This is a genomic window from Bradyrhizobium sp. (assembly GCF_049798375.1).
Classification (GTDB): Bacteria; Pseudomonadota; Alphaproteobacteria; order Rhizobiales; family Xanthobacteraceae; genus Bradyrhizobium.
Genome location: NZ_JBARGP010000401.1, coordinates 1 through 3552, shown reverse-complemented (window position 1 = coordinate 3552; position 3552 = coordinate 1). Strand labels below are relative to the sequence as shown.

Genomic DNA, 3552 nt, shown 5'->3' with positions numbered 1-3552 from the left:
GCCGATGAAGGTTTCCCATGACCATTGATGAAAGGCGCAGTCCGGCGCCGAAACGCTTGCGGTGTCCTTGGTCGGGAAGGCGGAGTTGGGCTTCATAAAGTTGTTGGCCAGCCCTTCCGCCCATCCGAAGGTCGGGCAATTTCTTGCGGGCGGCGGAGGGGCTGCGTTGGCGGTGGAGCTCACGGCAACTGCAATGCTTATGGTCGCGAGTGCTGGCACGACGGCGCGTGCGAGCCGGTGGATGATCTTCACAGTCAAATCTCCTGCTTTGCCTTGCGCCAACGGCCGCGGATTGTAACCGCCGTCATGCCTGGCCAATGATTTCAGTCGGAATCGAATTCAGTCAAAAATAGTACGGTGTGAAAATGCACCTTGAAGTGATATTAGAAGATTTTGTTGGGTCGGTGGATGGACGAGGCCGAGTTGTGGCCGATCCGACACGTCGGGCAAATCACCTGCGCGATTTTATCTGCGCGGATGTGCGCTGAAGCCTTGGATGGTCGCGCGAGAAGGTGCGGCAAACAGCGAATTTCGCAAGCGACGTCAATGCGAACGCGGATATCAGGCGCTGGCGCGAAATATTTGTGTTTCGTTTTTAAAGAAATTGTGATTGGCTGACGCCATCCCGCCTCATCGAAGAGGGACGTACGCGTCGTCACGATACGTAGAGGCGGGCTGCGATGGACGTGCGAGCGACGGTGGACGACCGATGCAAGCACGGACGGTGAAGTCGTGTGGTCCTGGTCTCCCGGTGCTGAGACCAAGCGCGCGTTGCTTTTGACGAGCAGCGGCGTGACGGGGGCAATCAAGCCGGTCCCCGAGGAGATCACGTATAAGCCGTAACCCATTCGCGCAGGGAAGGCCGGGATGTCTCGGCCGAACCTGTGGTTCCTGCCCCGTGCATTTCATGCGCACGGGGGCCACGGGAGCGGCAAGCTCCCGGCCTTCCCTGCGCCCTCTCGATTTCGAGGGCAATGCTTGGCAAAGCTCGGGCGGATCTGCCGCGAGGATGCGGACGTGTGTTTTGTTGGCAGGAGTCAATGAACGATGCCACATCTGCGGTGTCATTCCCCGCGAAGGCGGGGAATCCAGTACGCCGCAGCTTCGCGGCGAAGCGGCTGCCGCCTCTGGAATACTGGATCGCCTGCCTTCAGGCGATGACAGATGAGTGTGGAATTTCCAGCGCTGTTTGAAAAGTGGATCGGAAGATATTTGCCACAAGGTCGCTGCGTAGGGTGGGCAAAGCGACGCCGTGAGGCGGCGCGTGCCCACCGTTGCGAGCGACCGGCTAGCAGCGGTAGGGTGGGCACGCTTCGCTTTACCCCACTCTACGCGTTGGAATGCGTAGGATAGGTGGAGCGAAGCGATACCCATCATGCATCTACGTTGGGATTCGATGGGTATCGCTTCGCTCCACCCATCCTACAAATTCACGGTGGACTACCACCCCTCCAGCACGATCTTGCCGCGCGACCTGTTGCTCTCGATCAGCGCGTGGGCGCGCTTGAGGTTGGCGGCGTTGATGGTGCCGTAGTTGTCGCCCAGCGTGGTCTCGATCACGCCCTTGTCGATCAGATCGGCGACGTCGTTCAGCAGGTTGTGCTGCGCGATCATGTCAGGCGTGGTGAAGGACGAGCGCGTGAACATCGACTCCCAGTGAATCGAAATCGCCTTGCCCTTGAAGGCACTCGCGGAGAATTCGGTGGGATCGTCGATCAGGCCGAATTTGCCCTGCGGCGCCATGAAGTCGATGATGTCCTTGTAGTGCTGGTCGGTATGGGTGAGGCTGGCGACCAGCCCGACCGGCGGCAGCTTCAAGGCCTCGACCTGCGCCTTCATCGGCTTGCCGTGATCGACCACCGCATGGGCGCCGAGCTTGAGGCACCAGTCGCGCGATTCCGGTCGTGTCGCGGTGGCGAGCACGGTCAGGCCGGTCAGCCGCCGGGCGAGCTGGATCAGGATCGAGCCGACGCCGCCGGCGCCGCCGGTGATCAGAAGCGTGCGCGGATCGAGGCTCTTGCCGGGGACGGCGCCGAGCCGGTCGAACAGCAGCTCCCAGGCGGTGATCGAGGTCAGGGGCAGAGCGGCGGCCTCGGCCACCGACAGGCTCTTCGGCTTGCGCCCGACAATGCGCTCGTCGACCAGATGATATTCGGCATTGGTGCCCTGGCGCAGGATCGAGCCGGCATAGAACACCTCGTCGCCGGCCTTGAACAGTGTCACCTCCGGGCCGACGGCGTCGACCACGCCGACGGCGTCATAGCCGAGGATCTTGGCCTCGCCCTCAGCCGGTGCGGCCCGCTTGCGCACCTTGGTGTCGACCGGATTGACCGACACCGCCTTGACCGCGACGCGCAGGTCGCGCGCTTTGGGCTCGGGCTTGGCAACCTCGACATCGAGCAGGGCGTCCTTGTCCTCAATTGGGAGCGACTTCTTGTAACCGACGGCTTTCATGGGGATCTCCTCAGGTGACCGGTAGCGGCTAACTGTCCTGCTGGCGCCATTTTCGCAAGTACGGTAAGAATGGGGAACTAGTCCCTGTTTGGATACTATTGGACACAACTCGGATGAAACGGCGGAATTTCGGGCGCCGGCCCGGCTGCGCGGTGGAAGCGACGCTGGACCTGATCGATGGCAAGTGGAAGGGCGTCATCCTGTACCACCTGCAGGGCGGCTGCCAGCGCTTCGGCGAGCTCCGCCGGCGGATGCCCGGCATCACCCAGCGCATGCTGACCAAGCAGCTCCGCGCACTGGAGGAGGACGGGCTGGTGATCCGCAAGGTCTATGCCGAGGTGCCGCCGCGGGTCGAATACAGCCTGTCGGAAACCGGCGAGAGCCTGCGGCCCGTGATCGATATCCTGAAGGCCTGGGGCGAAAGGCATCAGGAACGGCTGTCCTGCGCGCCCGTTGCCGAGGGTGCCGAAGCCTCCCTTCAGACCGTCTAAAGGCAGGTTGGCCCATCTCTCCCGCCGGCCTATATCAGGGGCCCGCGCCCTCCAGGAATTTTACGCATGACGTTGATTCGCTTTCTGACCGTGCTGCTCCTGTCGGCTTTGGCCGCCTCTCCCTCGCTGGCCCAAGCCCAGGATCGGCGGGTGCCGACCTCGCAGGCCGAGCTGCGGCTGTCCTATGCGCCGATCGTGCAGCGCGTTCAGCCCGCGGTGGTCAATGTCTATGCCGCCAAGGTGGTGCAGAACCACAACCCGTTCATGGACGACCCGATCTTCCGCCGCTTCTTCGGCTTGCAGGGCGGACCGCAGGAGCAGATGCAGCGCTCGCTCGGCTCCGGCGTGATGGTCGATCCCTCCGGTCTCGTCGTCACCAACGTGCATGTGATCGAGGGCGCCGACGAAGTGAAGGTGTCGCTGTCGGACAAACGCGAGTTCGAGGCCGAGGTCGTGCTCAAGGACAGCCGCAGCGATCTCGCGGTGCTGAAGCTGAAGAACGTGCATGAGCAGTTTCCGACGCTGGACCTCGCCAACTCCGATGAGCTGATGGTCGGCGACGTCGTGCTTGCGATCGGCAACCCCTTCGGTGTCGGCCAGACCGTGA

The 3552-nt window shown here is 62.7% G+C and carries 4 protein-coding genes; 2 read left to right on the top strand and 2 right to left on the bottom strand.

Features of this window, described 5'->3' with window-relative positions; genetic code table 11:
• Together WA702_RS17125 and WA702_RS17120 are read right to left on the bottom strand one after the other, a co-directional pair.
• Positions 1-252 (bottom strand): hypothetical protein (locus tag WA702_RS17125; protein ID WP_425111724.1); only part of this gene is annotated, 252 nt, incomplete at its 3' end.
• A gap of 1188 nt (positions 253-1440) precedes the next feature.
• A complete protein-coding gene (locus WA702_RS17120) occupies positions 1441-2454 on the bottom strand; it encodes a zinc-binding alcohol dehydrogenase family protein (RefSeq protein WP_425111723.1) in 1014 nt (337 codons plus the stop codon).
• Positions 2455-2567: 113 nt separating this feature from the next.
• Here WA702_RS17120 and WA702_RS17115 point away from each other — a divergent pair, with 113 nt between their 5' ends.
• Together WA702_RS17115 and WA702_RS17110 are read left to right on the top strand one after the other, a co-directional pair.
• Positions 2568-2945 carry a winged helix-turn-helix transcriptional regulator gene (locus WA702_RS17115; RefSeq protein WP_425111722.1) on the top strand — a complete coding sequence of 126 codons (378 nt, stop codon included), beginning with the start codon at positions 2568-2570 and terminating at the stop codon, positions 2943-2945.
• Between the two features lie 66 nt (positions 2946-3011).
• A partial coding sequence (locus WA702_RS17110) for a trypsin-like peptidase domain-containing protein (RefSeq protein WP_425111721.1) occupies positions 3012-3552 on the top strand: 541 nt, incomplete at its 3' end.

Bases quoted from the DNA above. Each gene is read 5' to 3' on its own strand.
- WA702_RS17120 (WP_425111723.1), bottom strand. From the start codon at position 2,454: ATGAAAGCCGTCGGTTACAAGAAGTCGCTCCCAATTGAGGACAAGGAC.
- WA702_RS17115 (WP_425111722.1), top strand. From the start codon at position 2,568: ATGAAACGGCGGAATTTCGGGCGCCGGCCCGGCTGCGCGGTGGAAGCG.